An 18,594-nucleotide genomic window follows, 5' to 3' on the forward strand; every position below is an offset into this window, starting at 1 on the left:
GTGCGTAGTGGTGGTCGGCGTCGGAGTCGTCAGGAACTCGCCGTAGCCGACTGCGAGGCCGCCGTACCCAGGAACTCCGACCAGCCGCCGAGGGGCGACTGTCCCGGGTTGAGGGTGCGCAGCTTGCGCAGTACGGCCGGGTCCTGGGCCTCCAGCCACTGGACGAGCTGGCGGAAGGAGACCAGGCGCACGTCGTCGTGCCCGGCGATCTGCTCGATGGCCTGCTCGACCGCGTCCATGTATATCCCCCCGTTCCAGCGTTCGAAGTGGTTGCCTATGAAGAAGGGGGCGCGGTTGCTCTCGTAGGCGCGGCGGAAGCCGGCGAGGTAGCTGTCGCGGGCCTGGGCGCGCCAGGCGTCGTACATGGACTTGTCCCCGAGCGGGTTGGCGTGGGACTGGTTGGCCATCAGGTTGTAGTCCATCGACAGGACCTGGAAGGAGTGGCCGGGGAAGGGTATGGACTGCAGCGGGAAGTCCCAGACCTTGCCGCCCTGGACCTTGCCGGGCCACATCTGCAGGCCGCCGGGGCTGCTCGCGTCGTACTTCCAGCCGAGGGCGGCGGCGGTCGGCAGCAGGTTGGACTGGCCCTCCAGACACGGGGCGCGCCCGCCGATCAGCTCCTTCTCGTAGTCGAAGGGGAACGGCTCGAGGTCGGTGAAACCCGTGTTGGTCTTCCACTCGGTGACGAACTTCTTCGCCTGCGCGATCTCGCTGCGCCACTCGGCGGGGGACCAGCGGCGCACCCCGTCCGCGCCGCAGAAGTGGCCGTTGAAGTGGGTGCCGATCTCGTGGCCCTCCAGCCAGGCGGACCGGATCTGCTGGATCGTGGAGTGGATGTGCCGGTCGGAGAGGTAGCCGATCGCGGAGGCGCCCACGGGGTGTTGCGGCGGGCTGTAGAGGTGCTTCTTCGACTCGGGCAGCGTGTAGATGCCGCTGAGGAAGAACGTCATCGAGGCGCCGTGGTCGGCGGCGACCTTGCGGAAGCGGGAGAACAGCTTGTTGCTGAGCTCGCCCGCGCCGTCCCAGGAGAAGACCACGAACTGCGGCGGGCGCTCGCCCGGCTTCAGCCGTTCGGCCTTGGGCTGCTTGGGCTGGGCCCCGGTGTCGGCGGTGGAGCCGTCGCCGATCAGCTTCGGCTTGGGGGACTTGCCGCTCGTGTCCCCCTTGGAGCTGCTGCCCACGGACCAGTCGTTCGCCGAGCAGGCGGTGAGCGCGCCCAGGCCGCCCAGCGCGCCCGCCGAAGCCGTCGCGGTCAGCAGACGCCTGCGTGAGATGCCGGTCATGATGAACCCCCGATGTTCTCGATCCGGCTCCCGCCCGCGGGCGGGAGCTTCCGTTCCTGTGACGCGCCGCTCTGCGGGGTGCGTCAAACGGTGTGATGCGTGGATCGTCGGGAAAGGTCGCCGGGATCGGCACGTGTTGCTGTTCCGTGACAAACCCCGCCGATCCGCGGGGCGGACGGCGGGGCGGGGTCGATGACGCCGGCTGGGGTCAGGCGCCGTTGCCGGCGCGGACGACGGTCAGGGATACGGAAGAGGCGTTCCCCGACACGGGTACCTCGCCCCCCTTCCACGCCACCTTGAGCGGGTCCCGCTCGTCGGGCGGCGTGACGATCAGCGAGGCGGGCGTCGCCGTCTTCGCCCCGCTGATGCCCGGATTGGAGAACGTCAGTCCCGCCCACGCGCTCCGCCCCGGCGCCAGCGTCACCGTCGTCGGCGTATCGGCGGAGCGCCTCGGGTCGGGCCCGAGCTGCTTGCCCGACGCGTCGACGAACGCCGCCCCGGGGAAGCCGCGCACGGTGCAGGTGCGGTGGGAGATGTTGGTGAGGACGACGGGGAAGTTCTCCTGACCGGCGCCCGGATCGTTGGCGCCGACCGTCGCGCGCAGCTCCGAGGTGTGGCATCGGGTACCGCCGGACGAGCCGCTCCCGGTCGAGGACGAGTTCGAGGTCGACGACGAGTTCGAGGCCGCTGCCGATGGTGTGAGGGAACCGGTCGGGGCGGCGCCCGTACCGGTGGTGTCGGTGGTCTGGTCGCCGGAGGCCGGCTCGGCCGTGCCGGAGAGCTTCTGCGGAGGACTGGCGGCGCCGTGGTCGGTGCCGCAGGCCGTGAGCAGGCCGAGCAGCGCGACACCCGCGACCAGCGCTGCCCGGTGGGTGGGGGAGGACGGGCGGCGGACGGGAACCGCGTCGCCGGGCCGGAAGGTCGCCATGTCAACACTCCTTGGAATTCACCGCACGCGCCCTGACTCGGCGTGCGAACGGCGCTCTGTGCTCCGTCACCAGTGTCCGATGCTCGGGCACGCGAAAAGGTTCGCGGACCGGACGCGCGATTTCCGCGGATCCCGGAACGGGGACCGTGAGCCGGGCCTCGCGGGCCTCGGCGCCGCTCGTCGGCTTCCCCCTGGTCGGCCTCCGGCTCGTCGGCTTCCCGCTCGTCAGTCTCCGGCCCGTATGGAGCCGAGTATCCGGTCGGTCGTCGCGGCACTGCCGGCGGCCTGGCGTATCTGGACGTACAGCTGTGGCTGCTGATTCCGGCCCGCCGAGGTGAGCCCCGCCTCCGTGAGGGAACCATGGCTGCCCGGACAGGCGTTCCAGGTGCGGATCAGCCCGTGCCAGCGCGTGCCCGTATAGGTGCGGCTGCCCTCGTAGTGGCAGTCGGTGTGGGCGATCGCCCCGACCCTGCCGCGTACGTCGCCGTGTTCGCTCAGGCCGACGAACACCCCGTCCACACCCGAGCGCAGGTTCTGCCACTTCGCCAGGTCGTCCGCGACGGCGAGACCGGGTTCGTGCGTGTCCGACAGGCCCACGGTCCGCGGATCCCATCCGGAGTCGCGCAGTTGGCGGCCCCATCCGTCCGGAACCTCGACCGAGACCTGTCCGGAGGCGTCCTCGACCGTCACGGACGGGGCGTCGGACCGGCGGGTCACGAGCGCGGCGGTCACACCGGCCGCGCCGATCGCGACCGCGGCGGCCACGGCCACCAGCGCGGTCCGCCGACGGCGCCGGGGCACACGGACCGCCCCCATCGACACCTGTTCGGCCAGCCGTTCCAACTCCACGGCCAGGCTCAGCGCCGTGGGCCAGCGCCGCTCGCGGTCGGGTTCCATGGCGCGCAGCAGCGCCCGCTGCACGTCCGGGGCCAGATCCGTACGCAGCCGTTCGGGTCGTACGACCTTGCCGGGCGGCCCGGGGACCGACCCCGTGACCAGGTGGTAGCCCAGGGCGCCGAGGCTGTACACATCGGCCCGCGCGTCGATGCCCGAACCGGGCTGGGCCTGCTCGGGCGGGGTGTAGCCCGCGGAACCGGCCGCCATCGTCAGCCCGGAGGCCTGCGCCAGGCTCTTGGCGAGCCCGAGGTCGGCGAGCAGGACGCGGTCGGCGCCGCCGGAGGAGGTGCGCAGCAGTACGTTGGACGGCTTGATGTCGCGGTGCACGATCCCGGCCTCGTGCAGCGCGGCCGCGGCCCGTGCCACGAGGGCCGTCAGGCGCAGTGCCTCGGCGATGGGCAGCGGTCCGGCCTCGATCCGGTCGTCGAGGGTGCCTCCGTCGGCGTACTCCATGACGAAGTAGGGCCTGCCGTCGGGCAGTTCACCGATGTCGTAGACCTGGACGACCCGGTTCGAGTCGGCCTTGCGCAGCAGCCGGGCCTCGGAGAGGAATCGTTCGCGGACGTCGAGGTGGTCGGCCCAGTTGTCGGACAGTACCTTCAGGGCGACGACGGCCTCGAGCACCTCGTCGTGGGCCAGCCAGACCACGCCGAAGCCACCCGCGCCGAGACGCCGGTCCAGACGGTAGCGGCCGATCCGATCGAGGGGATCCCTCAGCATGGACAACGGCCTGGCATCTGTTCACCAGCGGGCATGTGCTCTCCAGGGCGGGGCGGATGCCACGAGCGCGGCGCTGTGGCCGCTGTCCCTAGAGGGGTTGCTGCTCCTGGCAACGGTCGGGCAGTTCAAGCCTACCGGTCACGTCGGCCGCCGAGTACGCGGCACCATGTGGAGGGCGTTCTTTCCTCGGTATCCCATGTGTCGTGGCAGATGGAGGCTTCATGGCGGACTTCGTACGCACCCGGCGCAGGCTCCCGGGAGGAGACCTGTCCCCGGCGACCGCGCTGACGCTCGACCGGGTGCGGCTCGGCGCGGGTGGACCGCTCGTCCGCCTGCGGGTGGCGGGCGGCAGAGTCACCCATGTCGTCGTGGAGGAGGGCACCGGCGGGCGGGCGAGGCCGGCCGACGGTGAGCGTGTCCTCGATCTGGAGGGGCGGGTGCTGCTGCCGGGCTTGTGGGACGCCCACGTCCACATGGCCGAGTGGGCGAGCGCCCGTCACCGGCTCGACCTGTCCGGGACCGCCTCCGCGCGGGCGGTGGCGGACATCGTGCGGGAACGCGGCGGCGGGGCGTCCGACGGCACGGTGCTCTTCGGATACGGGTTCCGGGACGGGCTGTGGCCCGACGCCCCGCACAAGCGGCTGCTCGACGCGGCCCTGCCCGATCGGCCGGTCGCCCTGGTCAGCGCCGATCTGCACGCCGCATGGCTGAACTCCGCCTGCCTCGCGCTCGTCGGCCGGGGCGACCATCCCAGCGGTCTGGTCAGGGAACACGAGTGCCATGAGGTCCTGTCCGCCCTCCCCGCGGCGCCGGCCGAACTGGTCGACGGCTGGATCGCGGACGCCTGCGAGGCCGCCGCCGCGCGCGGGGTCACCGGTGTCATCGACTTCCAGTACGGCGACGCGGTCGAGGACTGGGAGCGGCGCTCGGCCGAGTCCCCGCCCGCCGTGCGGGTGGCGGCCGCCGTCTACCCGAGCCGCCTGGACGCGGCGGTGGAGCGCGGACTGCGCACGGGAGCCGAACTCGGCGTGGGTGGAGGCCTGGTGCGGGTGGGTCCGCTGAAGCTCTTCACCGACGGCTCGCTGAACACCCGTACCGCCCTGTGCCGCGATCCCTATCCGGGGCTGGCGGGCACGGACGGTTCCCACGGGATCGAGGAGACGTCACCGGGGGAGCTGGTGCGGCTCATGCGGCGGGCCGCCGCGCACGGAATCGAACCAGCGGTGCATGCCATCGGCGACCGCGCCAACACCGTGGCCCTGGACGCCTTCGAGGCGGTGCGCTGCCGCGGCCGGATCGAGCACGCGCAGCTGCTGAGCCCCGAAGACCTCCCGAGATTCGCGCGGTTGGGTGTCACGGCGGGAGTGCAGCCCCGGCATGCGACGGACGACCGTGATGTGGCGGACCGGCACTGGGCCGGGCGCACCGAGCGGGCCTTCGCCTACGCCGATCTGCTGGCCGCCGGAGCCCGTCTGGAGTTCGGTTCGGACGCCCCCGTCTCGCCGCTCGACCCCTGGCTCGCCATCGCGTCGGCCGTCAGCCGTACCGATGACGAGCGTCCCCCGTGGCACCCGGAGCAGCGCCTGTCGGTCCCGGACGCGCTCGTCGCGGCGGCCCGCGGGCGCCGGCTCATCAGGGTCGGTGACCCGGCCGACCTGGTGGTCGTGGACGTGGACCCGCTGGACGCCGACACGGGCACACTGCGCACGATGCCCGTGCACGCCACGATGACGGACGGCCGCTGGACCCATGGGCCGTACTGAGACGGGCGCCGGCACACCTGCTCCGGGTGGCGGAAGTGAGGTACGTCCGGACGGCCGCGGCCAGGACCCGACGCCCGTCCGGCGCAAGGCGGTTCACCCCGTGGGCGCGAGTACGGTCGTACGGCCTCCCAACGCGGCGGAGAAGTGGTCCGTGACCTGCTCCAGCGCCGTGGCGGTAGCGGGCGCGACGGTCAGTGTGCCGTCGTCGTCGACCTCGACGTCCTTGTCGAGCGTGAACCAGCCGGGCACGATGTGGGAGGCGCCCATGGAACTCAGCACCGGACGCAACGCGTAGTCGATGGCCAGGACATGGGCCGTGCTGCCACCGGTGGCCAGCGGCAGCACCGTCTTGCCGGCCAGTGCGTACTGCGGGAGCAGGTCGAGCAGCGACTTGAGCAGGCCCGAGTAGGCGGCCTTGTACACGGGCGTCCGATCACCACTCCGTCCGCCTGCTCGAACAGGGCCGTGGCGGAGGCGATCGCCGGATGCCGGAAGTCGGCGTCGAGCAGCGCCTGTGCGGGGAGGGTGCGCACCTCCAGCGGGGTCACGTCGTGGCCCTGGAGACGGAGCCGGTCGTCCAGGTGACGCAGTAGCCGGGAGGTGCGGGAGGTGGGGGAGGGGCTTCCGGAGACGGACAGGATCGAGGCCATGACGGGACCTTCCGGGATCGGGGTTCAGACGTACGGAGCGGGCGAGCGGTTGCTCACCAGGCGCTCGACCGCACCGTGATCAGCGGCCGCAGTTCGTTGCGCAGCGTTTCCAGGAAGGTGACGACGTCGGCCGCCACGGAGCGGTGCTGGAGGTCGTTGAGGACGTCGTGGTGGGCGCCGTGGACGACCGAGAGGCGGGCACGGGGCAGTGACTTCGCCGTGTGCGCGAGGGCCTCGTGGTCGGCGAGCGGATCGGCGTCGCCGATGAGGAGCAGGGCGGGGACGGCGGATCCGCTGTCGTGGGCCGCGGTGAGCACCGCGTCCGGTATCGCGTCGTCGAGCGTTCCGCGCCGCACTTCGGGGTCCTGGGTGAGCGTGCCCCGGTGGGCCGGGCAGGAGGTGCGGACGTCGAGTTCCTGGTCCCAGGTGCGGACGGCGGCGGTGCTCCCGGACGCCTGGCCGGGAAGGCCCGCGAGGATCACGGCGTCGGGCTGATCGCCGGGCGTCTCCGCCCGGCCGAGCAGCGCGGCGACCGCGGCGGCGCCCGAGTCGGCGCCGACAAGGACCAGGGGCCGTACGACACCGTCCTCGGCTGCGGTGCCCTCGACGGCGTCGGCGAGCCGGGCGGCGAAGCCGGTCAGGGACGCGCCCAGGTCCTCGGCGTCGAGGTCCGGGGCGTCGATCACCCGGACCCGGTAGGCGTCGGCGGCGAGCCGCCTGCCGAAGCGGGCGTAGGTCGCCCGCGTCTCGCCCCGCCCGGCAACCACGAGGATCGTGCCGCGGGTCCGGAGGCCTTCGGGGCCGTGGTGGTCGCTGTACTGAGTCATCTCACACTCCTGCGGATGCGGGCTCGGCCGTGGGCGCGGGCTTCCCGCCCGACGCGGGTGCCGCCTCGGGCGCGATGAGTCGCCCCATCGCCGACAGTTCGGTCATGGCGCGGTCCTCAGCCGTTCACGAGCCGGCGCTCGCGGGCGTGACGGTTGGCGGGGACGGGCAGACCGAGGTTGCCGCGCAGGGTGTCGGCCGCGTACTCGGTACGGAACAGCCCGCGCTTCTGCAGAATCGGGACGACGCCGTCGACTAAGTGGTTCAGCTCGTCCTCGGTGCGGAAGGCGAGGTTGATACCGTCGAAGGCGCGGGCGTCGAACCACCGCTGGATGGTGTCGGCCACGGTCCGCGGGTCACCGACGAACGGCGACTGACGGAACTGGTTCACGGATTCGGCCACTTGGCGCAGGGTCAGGTTCTCGGTCCTGGCCCGCTCGATGAGCTGCGCGGCACTCGTGCGCCCGCCCTTCTCGGCGAGGTGAGCGACATCCGGGAAGGGCGCGTCCAGGTCGTGCACGCTGAAGTCGTACGCTCCGAAGGAACGGCCCAGCAGAGCCAGGTTGCGGTCGAAGTCGTCGTCCTCCTCGAAGATCTCCCGCTCGCGACGGCGGGCCGCCTCGTCGGTGGCGGCGACGACCGGGCCGCCGTGGATGAGGATCTTGACGTGGTCGGGGTCGCGGCCGTAGGCGGCGGTGCGCTTCTTGATGTCGGCGTAGTAGTCCCGCGCCTGCTCCAAGGTGCCCCCGGGCGCGAAGATGCCCTCGGCGACCTGTGCGGCGAGATCACGCCCCTCCTCGGACACCCCGGCCTGGAAGATCACCGGCTGGCCCTGCGGGGAGCGGGAGAGGTTCAGCGGGCCCGCGATCTTGAAGTGCTCGCCCGCATGGTCGAGTTCGTGCAGCTTGGCCGGGTCGAGGAAGACGCCCCGCTCGACGTCGGCCGGGAAGGCGTCGTCCTCGTACGAGTCCCACAGCCCCCGGGCGACCTGCACGAACTCCAGGGCACGGCCATAGCGGGTGGCGTAGTCGAGGTGCTCGTCGAGTCCGAAGTTCCGCGCGGTGCCGGTGTCGAAGCTGGTCACCACGTTCCAGCCGGCCCGCCCGCCACTGATGTGATCGAGCGAGGCGAAGCGGCGGGCGAGGTTGAAGGGAGAGTTGTACGTCGAACTCGCCGTGCCCACCAGGCCAAGGTGCTTGGTGTGGGTGGCGACGGCCGACAACAGGGTCAGCGGTTCCAGGCGGTTGAGATAGTGCGCCGGGTAGGTGGAGTTGATGAACTGGCTGTCGACGATGAACAGGGCGTCGAACAGGGCGTGTTCGGCCGCCTGTGCCAGCCGGATGTAGTAGTTGATGTCGATGCTGGCGTTCTTCGCGACGCGCGGGACCTTCCACAGACCGTGCTGGCCGGGGCCGCCGACACCGTAGGGGTGGAGGGCGAGGTGGAGCGGTCGGGACATGGCTGTTCCTGTTCTGTCAGGGGGGTGAGGGAGTCTCAGGCGTGCAGGAGCGCGCGCAGGGCTTCGCGTTCGGCCCGGTCGGCCGGGGCGCTGTGCAGGGTCGGCGCGGAACGGATGAGCAGCCGCGTGTAGGCGTGCCGGGGTTCGCTGATGACGTCACGGGCGGTGCCGGCCTCGACCAGCTCGCCCCGGTACAGCACGGCGATGCGGTCGGCGACCCCGGCGACGGATCCGAGGTCGTGGGAGATGAAGACGAGGGCCACCCCGTCGGTGCGGAGCTCCTTGAGGATCTGCAGGATCTGGACGCGGTTGGCGGAGTCCAGGGCGCTGACCGGCTCGTCGAGGATGAACAGACGCGGTTCGGTGACCAACGCCCGCGCCACCGCGACGCGTTGGCGCTGTCCGCCGGACAGCTCACCGGGCAGCCGGTCGAGCAGGTCGTCGGAGAGCCGGACCCGGGAGAGGAAGGCGCGCACCCGTGTCGCCGCCTCCTGCCGGGACACACCCTGGATGAGCAGTGGCTCGGCCAGCGAGGCCTCGATCGTGAGATCCGGGTCGAGGCTGCGCAGGGGGTCCTGGGAGACGTACTGGATCACACCGCGGCGGCGCAGGGCGCGCCATGGGCGATGGCCGTACGCGCTGACGTCCTCGCCGTCGATCACGATCGACCCCGCCGAGGCGCGCACCAGGCCGAGCGCGGCCCGCGCGAGGGTCGACTTGCCCGAACCGGTCTCGCCGATGATGCCGACGGTCTCGCCCGGCGCGACGCTCAGGGAGACACCGTTCAGGGCGCGGCGGCGGCGCCGACGCGGTCCGTAGTGCACCTCCAGGTCCGTGACTTCCAGGACGGGGTCGGTGGGCTGCTGCGAGCACCCAGGAGGCGATCGTGGTCAACCTCCCGCGCCTGTACGCGCTACGGCCCGGGCAATCCGAACCGCCCCGGGGGTGACGGAGAACGCCCAGGATCCGAAGGAGCATGCCGACGGCGGTGTCCATCTCCCTTCACCCCGCCTCCCCGGGGAACCGGGAAGGGGCGCGACCTCCGGGCTGTCCGATGGAGCAGGACGGAGAGAGCCCCAGCCCACTGGGGCGCGCCGAACGATGCCGAGTACGTGCAACTATGATGCCTGGCCTCTGATCGACACCGAGGGGAGCACCCAGTGCAGGACGCGGCGGCGACCGAGGAGCTTGCGCTGCGCGCGGCCTCGGGTGATCCGGCAGCGCTTGACCTGCTGCTCCAGGGGATCCGTCCGGAGGTCGTGCGGCGCTGTGGGCGCTTTCTGCCCTGCCGCGAGGACGCCGAGGAGGCTGCGCAGGACGTCCTCCTCCAGGTGGCGCGGAAGATCACCTCGTTCGAGGGGCGCAGCCGGTTCAGCACCTGGCTCTACACGGTCGTCGCCAACTGTGCGCGTCAGAAGTACCGCGAGCTGAAGCGGCGGGCCGCCGAGCAGCCGGACGTCATCGACGCCTCGCAGCACGTCGACCCGCGCACCACGAGCGTGATCGCCGGATCCCGCATCGACCTCCTGGAGGCGCTGGAGCGCCTGGAGCGAGAACACCCGCATCTGGTCGCGCCGTTGGTCTACCGGGACATCTGCCAGCTGGAGTACGCCGAGGTCGCCGAGCGCGTCGGCATTCCGCTCGGCACGCTCAAGTCCCGCCTGCACGAGGCGCGCAGGCAGGTCAGGCCCTGGCTGGTCGACGCGTCCTGACGGGGCGGCGGCCACCTGCCGCGGTCAACCACCGCGCGAGCAGTCAACTGGCCTGAACCCCGTACCGGTTGTGGCGCAAGGTAAGAGATTGATGATAAGTCGCGGCAGGGTCTCCCGGCGGCCTTGATCACGTCTGTACTGTCCACCGTTGTGTCGAACGCCAGTTGTTCAACGGCCGTTCTACGCGCGCAGATCGACGCCCCGCACCGCCTCTTCCCCCGCCCCCACCCATGGAGGAATGCCGGATGCTCACCCCCACAAGGCCCCGTCACAGACTCGCCGTCGCCCTCACCGCGCTCGGCGTGCTGCTCACGGGAGCCGCGCTCCAGACGACCACCGCCGCCCCCGCTCACGCGGCCACCACCCATCGCGTCCTGTTCGACAACGGCCACGCCGAGACGGCGGGCAACGCCGACTGGATCATCTCCACCAGCCAGCCGAACCCGCTGAGCGAGGACTCCTCGCCGTCCTCCGAGACCGACTGGACCGGCGCGCTCTCCTCGTGGGGCGTGGCCCTGCAGAAGACCGGCGACTACAGCCTGGACACGCTGCCTTCGGGCTCCAAGCTGACGTACGGCGGTACCTCGGCCACCGACCTGTCGAACTTCGACACGCTGGTGCTGCCCGAGCCCAACACGCTCTTCACCACGGCCGAGAAGACCGCGATCATGACGTTCGTGAAGAACGGCGGCGGTCTGTTCATGATCTCCGACCACACCGGTGCCGACCGCAACAGCGACGGCTACGACGCGGTGAAGATCCTCAACGACCTGATGACCAACAACAGCGTCGACTCCACCGACCCGTTCGGCTTCTCCATCGACTCGCTGAACATCAGCTCGGGCTACCCCGCGGCGATCAGCGACAGCACCAACGCGGTCCTGCACGGCTCGTTCGGCACCGTCAGCAAGAGCCTCATCGCCAACGGTACGACGGTCACGCTGAAGCCCGCGGACAACTCGGCGGCCAAGGGCCTGCTCTACCGCTCCGGTTACTCGGGCAACACCGGGGCCTTCTTCGCCACCAGCACCTTCGGCAGCGGCAAGGTCGCCTTCTGGGGCGACAGTTCGCCGATCGACGACGGCACCGGCCAGTCCGGCAACACGCTCTACGACGGCTGGAACGACACCGGCGCCACCAACGCCGCCCTCGCCCTGAACGCCACCGAGTGGCTTTCCTCGTGAGTGAGCCGGGCCTCGTGACTGAGCAAGTGAGCAAGTGAGCCCGTGGGCCCCTAGTGTGCGCACACCAGGGGCCCACGGGCTCGGTCGTGTCCGGTCAGCGCTGGGTGTAGATGAAGCCGATCTTGTCGACCTCATCGCCCGTGCGGCCGTGGAACCCGGCGATCTGCCAGCCCGACGGCGCCGTGCGGGTCACGCAGTCCGACGTCGTCGCACCGCCCGCCAGGCTGTTGCCGAGGTTGGTGGTGAGCTTGGCGTAGAAGATCCGGGTGTTGCCGTCCTTCACACCCTGGCACAGCTGCGCCGAGGTGACGTACTCGCCGCTGCCGAGCGTGAGCGACGACGCGGTGCCGCCCGTGCCGCCGTGGGTCAGCGTCGTGCCGTTGCTCAGCGTCAGGCCCATCTGGTCGACGCGCGAGCCGCTGCGCAGGGTGAGAGTGGTCGCCCTGGCCCCGGCCGGCACGCTGTCGATGTCGTTGAAGTAGTCCCCGTGCGGGCCGCCGAACTGGTCGCTCAGCTGGAAGGAGGGGTTGCGCGACCATGTGAACTTGGCGGTGATCGGGTCGTGGTCGGAGAGCATCAGCCCGTCCGAGGTCAGGAAGCTCGCGTGCTCGTTGTTGTAGCTCGTGGCGTTGAGCGTGACCAGCTTGCTGCCGCGATACAGGATCTTGTCCACGACCTCGCAGGTGTTGGGCACGGTGGCGCCGGTCTGGTCGCAGACCAGCGCGTCGCTGCCCTTGGCGGGCGGGGTGCCGCCGCGGATGAGCTTGACCCAGGCGTCGGTCAGGCCGTTGGCCGCGCCGAACTCGGCGATCGTGTCGCCGGCCCGCGTGTAGCGGGTGTTGGTGTCACCCATGACCACCACGGCGTTGCCCTTGGAGTGGCTCTGGATGAAGGCCGTGAGCTGGTTGAGGTTGTCCGCCCGCGAGGCCAGGTCGCCGTCGTTGGTGCCCGCGTTGGTGTGCAGGTTGTAGAAGTCGACGTACACGCCTTCGGCCAGCCGTTCCCGCATGAACGTGAAGCCCTTGGGGGTCAGGCAGTCGCCCGAGTCGATCTGGCAGGAGTTCCAGTGCACCCGCTCGAAGTCGTCGGTGTCGTAGGGGATCTTCGACAGGGTGTTGAGCCCGCTGCCGATCCCGGCGCCACCGCTGGTGGGTGTGCGGTAGGCGTGCGTGGTGTCGCCCGCGTAGAGATAGGAGTGGTAGTTGAAGTCCTCCTCCACGTGGACGATGTCGTACGGGCCGAGCCGCTGGCCTATCGCCGTGGTGCTGGTGTCGCGCGGGGTCGAGGCGCTGGAGATGATCTCGGGGAGTCCGGCGACGTTGTAGCTGAGCACGTTGAAGGTGCCCGAGTCGGCGGCCGCCGCGGTGGGGGCGGTCGCCGTGAGTCCGCCGAGGGCCGCGGCTGCCGCGGCCAGTGTGGCGAGGACTCTTCGGAGAGGTGACATGGGGGTGTCTCCTGGGGACTGGGTACTGAGGGATGACGGGGCGTCAGTAGCCGACCGAGAACGTGGCGTCGGCCTTTTCGGTGCTGGTGGAGATGGGATCGATGCGCAGGACGTAGTTTGCGTGGCGGATGTGACGGTCCGGATAGTTGAAGGAGCGGAAGGATGACCAGGAGGTGTCGGCCAGGCCCGCGGTCCGGTAGAACGTGGCGTCCTGCGCGAACGTCGTCGTGCTGTCGTTGACGTCCAGTTGCAGCTGGTAGTTGTAGTGCCTCAGATAGCGCGTGGGGTAGCTGACGGACTGGAAGGACACCCCGGAGCTGTCGGCGAGCCCCGGCACGAGCTTCCACTCCGCGTCGGTGTACGGGTCGAACGGGTAGGCGTCGATCCGGCCGATGTAGTCGGCGTGACGGACGTACCGGTCGGGGTAGTTGTAGGACTTGATGCGGTTCCAGCCCGGCTTGCCGTACGCCGCCACGAGGCTGTCGTACTCGGTCGTGGTGATCGGCTGGATGGTGCCGTGCTTGGAGTTGACCGGCTGGGTGTAGAGCCGCTGGTCGACCGCGCTCCAGGTGCCCGTGGCCAGGTCGCCGCTCTGCCAGGCGTAGAAGACACCGTTGGGGGTGTAAGTGTCCCCCCAGAGGTACCAGTTGGCCGACGTCTGGGACTTGACGAGGATCGGGGCCTCGGTGCCGCCGTGTGCGATGGGTGTGCTGAACACGGTGAAGCTGCCCGGGTCCAGGGAGGTCGACTTGGCGCCGACCAGCGTCTGGTCCTCCTTGAAGTAGAGGTAGTTGACCCCGCCGACGCCCACGGCCAGGTCGCCGTCGATGATGTCGTAGCCGGGGTCGAAGAAGACCTGTGCCGTCGACGCGGTCACGAAGTCGGTGGTGTAGTTCACCATGATGACGTTGTGGCCCGTGGAGTTGACGGCCGAGTAGATGATCCCGTACTGCCCGCGGCCCGCGTCCCAGTACGCCTCCGGAGCCCAGCTGTGGGTGGCCATGTCGTGCAGCTTCAGCCGCCGGTAGCCGGTGAAGGAGCGCAGGTCGGCGGAGTCCCAGACATGGATGTACTGGCTCTGCAGGCTCCAGTCGGTGCCCTTGAGGTCGGTGGCGAGCACGACGAAGGTGCCGTCCTGTTTGCGCAGGATGAACGGGTCGCGCAGGCCGCCGGTGCCCCCGGTCGGGGTCACGACCGGGTTGTTCTGGTTCAGCGGCATCCACTGGAGCGAGTCGGTGCTGACGGCGAGGTGGAGACCGTAGTCGTCACCGAGGCCGTTCGGGGACTCCGTGAAATAGCCCATCACGTACGCGGATCCGGTCGCGGCGCGAGCGGACGGAACGCCGATCGCGAAGGAGGCGGTGAGGGCGGCCATCGCCCCCAGCACGGTGCGGCGGGACGGCTCAAGGGGTCTGGGGCTGTCGCTCATCGGGTTCTTCTCCTTCTGTTCCTAGGCTGAGGCTGAGGCTGTGGATGCGGATGCGGCTGCGGCGCTCATGCCCAGGCCGTCACGGGTACGAAGGAGCTGTCCTGGCGGAAGAGGTCGGTGCCGTCCGACACGTCCACACGCAGCTGGTAGTTGTAGTGGCGCAGGTAGTAGCCCGGGTAGTTGTACGACTCGAAGCGGACGGCGCCGTCGGGGGTGCCGGCGCGGATGACGAACGTGGCGTCCTTGGCGAACGTCGACGTACCGTCGCTCGCGTCGAAGCGGGCCCGGAAGTCCCAGTGGCGCAGGTAGTTGCCGGCCGCGTCCCGGAAGGAGTAGGCGTTCGCGTCGGCGAGGCCCGGCACCACGGTGAAGGTGGAGGCCTGCTTCTCGGCGGTGGTGCTGGAGCTGCTGACCACGGGCAGGTTGAGCAGCGCGGACTGCTCCTGCCAGTAGCGGGTGGAGTAGTTGCCCGACCGGAAGGAACGGGTGACGTTGGTGGCCAGGTTGACGCCGCCGGACACCGTCTCCTTGATCACGGTGAAGTGGCGGGCCGTTCCGGAGATGCCCGGCAGCTTCTTCGGGGCGGCCCAGGTCGCGAAGGTGTCGTAGCTGTCGCTGTAGTAGTAACTGCCGTCGCCGTAGCCGTCGAAGAAGATCCGCCAGGCGCCGTTGTCGAGCTGGATCACGGAGGGACCCTCACGGGTGCCACCCCAGCCGGCCCAGTCGCCGGTGCGGGTGATGGTGTACGGCCCGGTCAGGCTGGAGGCGGTGGCGTACTCGATGTACTTCGTCGTCTCGTTCTTCGGGAACGCGTGATACGTGGAGCCGATCTTCACGATGAACGTGTCGATGTGGTTGGCGCCGATGCCGGACAGCGCCACGGGTGAACTCCACGCGGTGAGCGCCAAATTGGCTGCCTTCATCACATACGGCGTGAAGATCCACTCGTCGTCGGTGGTCGAGCAGGACACGATGACGTTCACGCTGCCGTCGCTGTCGACGAACCACTCGGGCGCCCATGCGCGGGACAGACCGGTGATCGGGACCGTGTAGTCGTACAGGAAGGTCCAGTTGGCCCGGTCGGAGCTGCGGGCGAAACCGATGGTGGTGCTGACGTCCTGCCAGGTGTGTGTGGTGTAGGTGATGTAGTAGTAGCCGTCGGTGTGCTTGAACACGCTGGCGTCGCGGATGCGGTTGCTGGGTGGGGTGTAGGCGGAGGACTTGACGAGCCGGAAGTCGGTGGCGTCGTCCGACTGGTACACGTTGACGGTGCCGTCGTCGCTGTTGAGGAACGGCACGATGGTGTAGCGGGTGGCCGAGCCGTGCGCGGGGGCCGCCGCGGCGGCCGAGCCGAGCAGGCCGGGCAGTTCGCCCAGCACGAGTGCGGTCGCGGGTATCGCGACCATCGCGCGCAGCAGACTGCGGCGGGACGGGTCGAGCGGCGTCGAGGACGCGTTCCGGTCGGGGGTGATCATTTTTGCGGCTCTCCTTGTTTCTGTTGATCCGGGTGAGGGCGCGGCGGCTCCGCGTCCCCACCCGTCCTGCGCACACGTCGAGGTGGCGTCGCCTAGGCCTGGGCCAGGGCGGCGACCTCCTCGGCCGTGAGGGTCTTGCCGTACACACGGAAGTCGTCGACCGCACCCCTCAGACAGGGGTCGGCGTACTGCGACCTGCCGAGGTACCCGGCACGGATGTGGTTGCCGAAGTAGCGTGGATCCACCGTGACCTGGGCGTTGCGCCCGACCTCCTGCCCGTCCACATACAGGACGGCGGTCCCGCCGCCGTACGTCACCGCCACATGCACCCAGCGGTCGGTGGGCAGCGGCGCGGCGTCGATGCGTTGCTCGGCGCCCGCGCCTGCGGCGGTGATGGCGTAGCGAAGGGTGCCGTCGCCGCTGAGCGGGGTGAGGAACATGTTGGCCGTGACGCCGGTGCCGAGGTCGAACACCCTGCTCCAGACACCGGGTTGGCCGTCCAGCCGCACCCAGGTGGCCAGTGTGTAGACGGCGGCGCCCGCGAGGAGGTCGTCGGCCAGGCGTACGTACCCGTCCGTGCCGTCGAGCGCCACCGCACCACCGACGGCGCCGCCCGCCGTCCAGGCGGCACCGCCGACGAGCTGGGCCGCCTTCCCGTTCCCGGTGGCGTCGGCGGCCGTGGTCCCGGAGGTCTCGTCGAAACGGTGCCAGGCGGCGAACTCCGGTAGTGGGGGCGGCGGTTCACCGGTCAGCCAGTACACGGAGTAGTGCTGGTGGTGCACCCGGGAGATCGGCAGCAGTGAGATGTCCTCGCCGTCGGCGCGGGCGGTGAACCGCAGCGGCTCCTGCGACTCCTGCCGTAGGGATCCGGTGTCCAGGCGCGGCAGCCGCGGCATCGCCCGGTCCCCGTACGCCCCTGCCAGGACCACCGGGCCGTGCAGTACCGCCTGTACGTCGGGGTCGTCGGGCGTCGGCTCGATGACCGTGCGCATGGGCAGCGACACCTCGACCCGGTCCCCGGCGCGCCACTCCCGGTCGAGGGTCAGCCAGCTGCCGGGCTCCGGACGGTCGGGCAGGGCGCGGCCGTTGAGTGTCGCGCGGGCGTCCGCGGCCCAGGACGGGATACGGACGAGCAGCTGGTGCGCGGCCCGTCCGGCGGTGACGGTCAGCACGGTCGACGACCGGTCGGGGAAGGAGGTGGTCTGCCGCCAAGTGATGTTCCGTTCCCGCCAGTTGACCTGCGACGGGATGAACAGGTTCACCAGCAGCCGGTGCCGGTCGTGCGAGTAGACCGTGTCGGCGAACTTCGCCTGCGTCTCCATCCCGGTGCCGTGGTCGCAGGAGAAGTTGTCGTAGTCGGTCGAGTAGGCGGCCGGGTCGGTGCCCATGAAGGACGGCTGCTGCTTGAAGGCGCCGGGGCCCAGGCCCGTGTAGTAGATGTTGAAGCCGTGCGCTGCGTCCGGGTCCTGCTCACCGAGCATCTGGTTGAACAGGGTCCGCTCGTAGTAGTCGAGCAGATCGGTGCGCCGGGGTGCGTGGAAGTGCAGCAGGCGGGTCAGCTTCAGCATGTTGTAGCTGTTGCAGTTCTCGCAGGTGTTGTTGGACAACTGGGCCGCGATGACGTCCGGTTCGTGAAAACCCTCGCCGTTGCTGTTCCCGCCGATCACGTAGGTGTGGTGGTCGGTGACGATCTGCCAGAAGTTCTCGGCGATCGTGCGGTAGCGGTCGGGCAGACCCTCCTCCCACAGGCGCAGGGCGCCGACCATCTTGGGGATCTGGGTGTTGGCGTGCAGCCCCGCGAGCCTGTCCTCGTTCCTGGCCAGCGGGTCGAAGACGCGGGCGTGCGTGAAGCGTTCGGCGACGTCGAGCCACTTGGCGTCGCCGGTGAGGGCGTGCAGATCGGCGAGCACGTCGTTCATACCGCCGAACTCCGTCTCCAGCACCCGCTGCATCTGCTCGTGCGACAACGGCTCGGTGCGCCGGTCGACCCACTCGGCCTGGCGCAGCACGACGTCGAGGGCCTGTCCGCTGCCGGTCAGCCGGTGCTGCTCGACCAGCCCGGCCATGATCTTGTGCATCGTGTAGTACGGCGCCCATACGCCGGTCCCGGCTTCGAGGCGGTCGAAGAAGCTCTCCGGGAAGGCGGACAGATAGCCCGCGCCAAAGCCCGCGGCGGGGGAGGCGGCCTGGCACTCGGCGAGCGCCGCGACGAGCCGGTGACCCTTGTCGCGCAGGGCCCGCTCCCCGGTGTTGGCGTGGGCGAGGGCGAGTCCGGAGAGCAGATGGCCGGTCGAATGGCCGCGCAACTCGACGCTCGGGCCCTCCCAGCCACCGCACGGCCGGACGCTGCTGGGCAGGCCGACGTTGGTACGGAAGGTGTGGAGCAGTCGGTCGATGTCCACGAAGCGCAGATAGGCGGAGTTGCGCTGCTGGTTGGCTCGGAAGGCGCTGTCCAGGAGGGTCACCGAGCCGAGGGGGAACGGCTGGACGGGAGTGTTGGCGTCGTGGGCGACCGGGGCGCCCGAGGTGTTGGTCCCGGGCGAGGCGTGGGCCGTGCCGCCGTCGGCCGCGGCCAGGGTCATGGCGGCCGTGGACGTGCCGGTGACGGCGAGGAAGTGACGTCTGTCGAGTGGGGGGTTCACAACGACCTCCGCATGCCGAAGAACCGGGCGGTGGTGTCCCTTCACCGTCCCGCTCTCGTTCGAAATACCGAATGTTGTGCGACATGCTGTGCAACATGCAGTGCGAGGCATCACGGTAAGGGCTTGCTGGGTGATGTGAATAGTGCTTGTGGTGAAGGAAGTTGGCGCGAGAGGGCCACGGGT

Annotated in this window: 13 protein-coding genes and 1 pseudogene; 3 read left to right on the forward strand and 11 right to left on the reverse strand. The window is 70.2% G+C overall.

Annotation, left to right across the window (positions count from 1 at the left end):
• Positions 1 to 29: 29 nt before the first annotated feature.
• The 3 genes from OG798_RS45395 to OG798_RS45405 form a co-directional block, all read right to left on the reverse strand.
• Positions 30 to 1,283 (reverse strand): hypothetical protein, encoded by a 1,254-nt coding sequence (locus OG798_RS45395; protein WP_328758971.1) that lies wholly within the window; start codon positions 1,281 to 1,283, stop codon positions 30 to 32.
• Between the two features lie 208 nt (positions 1,284 to 1,491).
• A complete protein-coding gene (locus OG798_RS45400) occupies positions 1,492 to 2,211 on the reverse strand; it encodes a DUF4232 domain-containing protein (RefSeq protein WP_261685006.1) in 720 nt (239 codons plus the stop codon).
• 225 nt (positions 2,212 to 2,436) lie between these two features.
• Complete coding sequence (locus OG798_RS45405) at positions 2,437 to 3,828, reverse strand: serine/threonine-protein kinase (RefSeq protein WP_328758972.1); 1,392 nt, start codon at positions 3,826 to 3,828, stop codon at positions 2,437 to 2,439.
• A gap of 221 nt (positions 3,829 to 4,049) precedes the next feature.
• Between OG798_RS45405 and OG798_RS45410 the strand changes: the two genes are divergently transcribed.
• Positions 4,050 to 5,591 carry an amidohydrolase gene (locus tag OG798_RS45410; protein ID WP_328758973.1) on the forward strand — a complete coding sequence of 514 codons (1,542 nt, stop codon included), beginning with the start codon at positions 4,050 to 4,052 and terminating at the stop codon, positions 5,589 to 5,591.
• Positions 5,592 to 5,684: 93 nt separating this feature from the next.
• Here the strand turns inward: OG798_RS45410 and ssuE are convergent.
• The 4 genes and pseudogenes from ssuE to OG798_RS45430 all read right to left on the reverse strand — a co-directional run bounded on the left by ssuE (position 5,685) and on the right by OG798_RS45430 (position 9,349).
• Positions 5,685 to 6,241, reverse strand: a pseudogene (gene ssuE / locus OG798_RS45415) (NADPH-dependent FMN reductase).
• Positions 6,242 to 6,294: 53 nt separating this feature from the next.
• Entirely contained in the window at positions 6,295 to 7,068 is a 774-nt protein-coding gene (locus OG798_RS45420; protein ID WP_328758974.1) for an alpha/beta hydrolase, read from the reverse strand.
• Positions 7,069 to 7,184: 116 nt separating this feature from the next.
• Positions 7,185 to 8,525, reverse strand: a complete 1,341-nt coding sequence (locus OG798_RS45425) for an LLM class flavin-dependent oxidoreductase (protein ID WP_328758975.1) — start codon at positions 8,523 to 8,525, stop codon at positions 7,185 to 7,187.
• 35 nt (positions 8,526 to 8,560) lie between these two features.
• Complete coding sequence (locus OG798_RS45430) at positions 8,561 to 9,349, reverse strand: ABC transporter ATP-binding protein (RefSeq protein WP_328758976.1); 789 nt, start codon at positions 9,347 to 9,349, stop codon at positions 8,561 to 8,563.
• Positions 9,350 to 9,685: 336 nt separating this feature from the next.
• Between OG798_RS45430 and OG798_RS45435 the strand changes: the two genes are divergently transcribed.
• Both OG798_RS45435 and OG798_RS45440 read left to right on the forward strand, forming a co-directional pair.
• Positions 9,686 to 10,237, forward strand: coding sequence for an RNA polymerase sigma factor (locus tag OG798_RS45435; protein ID WP_054231249.1), 552 nt, complete (start codon positions 9,686 to 9,688; stop codon positions 10,235 to 10,237).
• A gap of 245 nt (positions 10,238 to 10,482) precedes the next feature.
• On the forward strand, positions 10,483 to 11,421 hold the full coding sequence (locus tag OG798_RS45440) for a hydrolase (protein WP_328758977.1): 939 nt from the start codon (positions 10,483 to 10,485) through the stop codon (positions 11,419 to 11,421).
• A 94-nt stretch (positions 11,422 to 11,515) separates the two neighbouring features.
• Here the strand turns inward: OG798_RS45440 and OG798_RS45445 are convergent, their stop codons facing one another.
• From OG798_RS45445 to OG798_RS45460, 4 genes are all read right to left on the reverse strand, one after another.
• Positions 11,516 to 12,865, reverse strand: a complete 1,350-nt coding sequence (locus OG798_RS45445; RefSeq protein ID WP_328758978.1) for a jacalin-like lectin — start codon at positions 12,863 to 12,865, stop codon at positions 11,516 to 11,518.
• Between the two features lie 43 nt (positions 12,866 to 12,908).
• Positions 12,909 to 14,294: a glycoside hydrolase family 43 protein gene (locus OG798_RS45450; protein WP_328758979.1), complete on the reverse strand. Its 1,386-nt coding sequence runs from the start codon at positions 14,292 to 14,294 to the stop codon at positions 12,909 to 12,911.
• Positions 14,295 to 14,359: 65 nt separating this feature from the next.
• Entirely contained in the window at positions 14,360 to 15,769 is a 1,410-nt protein-coding gene (locus OG798_RS45455) for a glycoside hydrolase family 43 protein (protein WP_328758980.1), read from the reverse strand.
• Positions 15,770 to 15,861: 92 nt separating this feature from the next.
• Positions 15,862 to 18,411: a beta-L-arabinofuranosidase domain-containing protein gene (locus OG798_RS45460; RefSeq protein WP_328758981.1), complete on the reverse strand. Its 2,550-nt coding sequence runs from the start codon at positions 18,409 to 18,411 to the stop codon at positions 15,862 to 15,864.
• Positions 18,412 to 18,594 lie beyond the last annotated feature (183 nt).

This window comes from Streptomyces sp. NBC_00271 (genome assembly GCF_036178845.1).
In the GTDB taxonomy this organism is placed as follows: Bacteria; Actinomycetota; Actinomycetes; order Streptomycetales; family Streptomycetaceae; genus Streptomyces.